Source organism: Kineococcus indalonis (genome assembly GCF_009906395.1).
GTDB classification, from domain to species: domain Bacteria; phylum Actinomycetota; class Actinomycetes; order Actinomycetales; family Kineococcaceae; genus Kineococcus; species Kineococcus indalonis.
In genome coordinates, this window is sequence record NZ_JAAALM010000747.1 from 1 (window position 1) to 1,421 (window position 1,421).

Sequence of the window (1,421 nt, forward strand, 5' to 3'; positions counted from 1 at the left end):
GCGCGGGAGGTGTCGAGGGCGCCGGGGCGGGGTAGGTGACCTGCATGGCAACCACCGACGAGGTCCTGCACGCGGTCCGCGACGCCACCTACCCGGCGGGCAAGGACGACCTGATCGCCACCGCGCAGGCGGCGGGCGCGGGCGAGGACGTGCTGAAGGCGCTGCGCACCCTGCCCACGGAGGACTACGCGAACGCGCAGGAGGTGGCGCGCTCGGTGCCCACCGAGGAGGAGCCCACGGACGCGCGCACCGCCGCCGAGCAGGCCCGGCAGAACGCCACCTCGCGCGTGGCCGCGGGCGAGCGCGAGGTGCCGCCGGACCCGACCGACTACTGACGCCCACCGGCCGCCGGGGCCGGGGCGCCCGGCGCCGGCCGGGCGCCCCGGCTCAGCGCGCGGGGGCGCCCTCGGCGTCGAGGATGCGCTGCACCACGTCGGGCGGCAGGACGAACAGCTCCTCGCCGTCGCCGGGGCCCGCCACCGACAGCACCGTGGCGCGCACCCCGGCGTCGTCGACGTCGAGCAGGCACGCGCCGCTGCCGCGCACCGCCCGCTCGGACCCGCCGGGCACGAGCACGTCGGTGCGGTTGGCCACGCCGGGCGCCACGACCGCGGTGAGCCCGCCGGGCAGGGTCGCCACGTAGGGGTGGTGGTAGTGCCCGCTGAGCACGGCGCGCACGTCGGTGCCCGCCACCGCCTCCAGCAGCCGGTGCGGCTCCTGCAGCCGCAGGCCCTCGTGCAGCACCGTGGGCGCGGGCAGCGGGGAGTGGTGCACCACCACGAGGGTGCCGCGCGGGGCCGGCTCGGCGAGCACGCCGCGCAGGTGCTCCAGCTGCTCCTCCTCCAGCACGCCGTACCCGAAGCGCGGCACGGAGCTGTCCAGCACCACCAGGCGCAGGCCGCCGACGTCGTGCACGCAGCGGGTGGGCCCCAGGACCCGGGTGAACGGCTCGGCCAGGTCGTGGTTGCCCATCGCCCACGCCACGACGCCCGCGCCGTGCTCGCGCGCGAAGCCGCCCACGAGGTCGCGCGCGGTCTCGTAGGAGGCCGTCGAGCCGTCGTCGGAGACGTCGCCGGAGACCACGACGGCGTCCAGGGGGCCCACGCCCGCCAGGGAGGCCAGCACGTGCCGCAGCACCGCGGTGGTGTCCACCCTCCCGCCGCCGTGCCGGCCGCCGGGGGCCATCAGGTGCGTGTCGGACAGGTGCAGCAGGCGCGTCACCGCGCTCCCTCCTCGTCGTCGCCGGTCAGGGGCGCCCCCGCGGCGGTGTCCTCGTCGTCCCCGCCGCCGTTCCAGCCGCCGCCGTTCCCGTTCCCGTTCCCGTTCCCGCCGCCGCCGTTGCCGCCGCCGTTCCAGCTGCCGTTCCCGTTCCAGCCGCCGTTCCCGCGGGTGGCGGCGGGAACGGGAACGGGAACGGGAAC

At 78.0% G+C, this 1,421-nt stretch carries 2 protein-coding genes and 1 pseudogene; 1 reads left to right on the forward strand and 2 read right to left on the reverse strand.

All coding sequences use genetic code 11. The annotated features are described in order from the left end of the window. Positions 1 to 44: 44 nt before the first annotated feature. Positions 45 to 335, forward strand: a complete 291-nt coding sequence (locus tag GTR00_RS20785; RefSeq protein WP_166613424.1) for a DUF2795 domain-containing protein — start codon at positions 45 to 47, stop codon at positions 333 to 335. Between the two features lie 52 nt (positions 336 to 387). On the opposite strand, the gene GTR00_RS20790 is transcribed toward GTR00_RS20785, so the two are convergent. Then, on the reverse strand, positions 388 to 1,221 hold the full coding sequence (locus tag GTR00_RS20790) for a metallophosphoesterase family protein (protein ID WP_205706321.1): 834 nt from the start codon (positions 1,219 to 1,221) through the stop codon (positions 388 to 390). After that, positions 1,218 to 1,421: pseudogene (locus GTR00_RS20795) on the reverse strand (hypothetical protein); the annotation flags it as partial. The pseudogene GTR00_RS20795 and the gene GTR00_RS20790, both read right to left, overlap by 4 nt.

Bases quoted from the DNA above. Each gene is read 5' to 3' on its own strand.
- GTR00_RS20785 (WP_166613424.1), top strand. From the start codon at position 45: ATGGCAACCACCGACGAGGTCCTGCACGCGGTCCGCGACGCCACCTAC.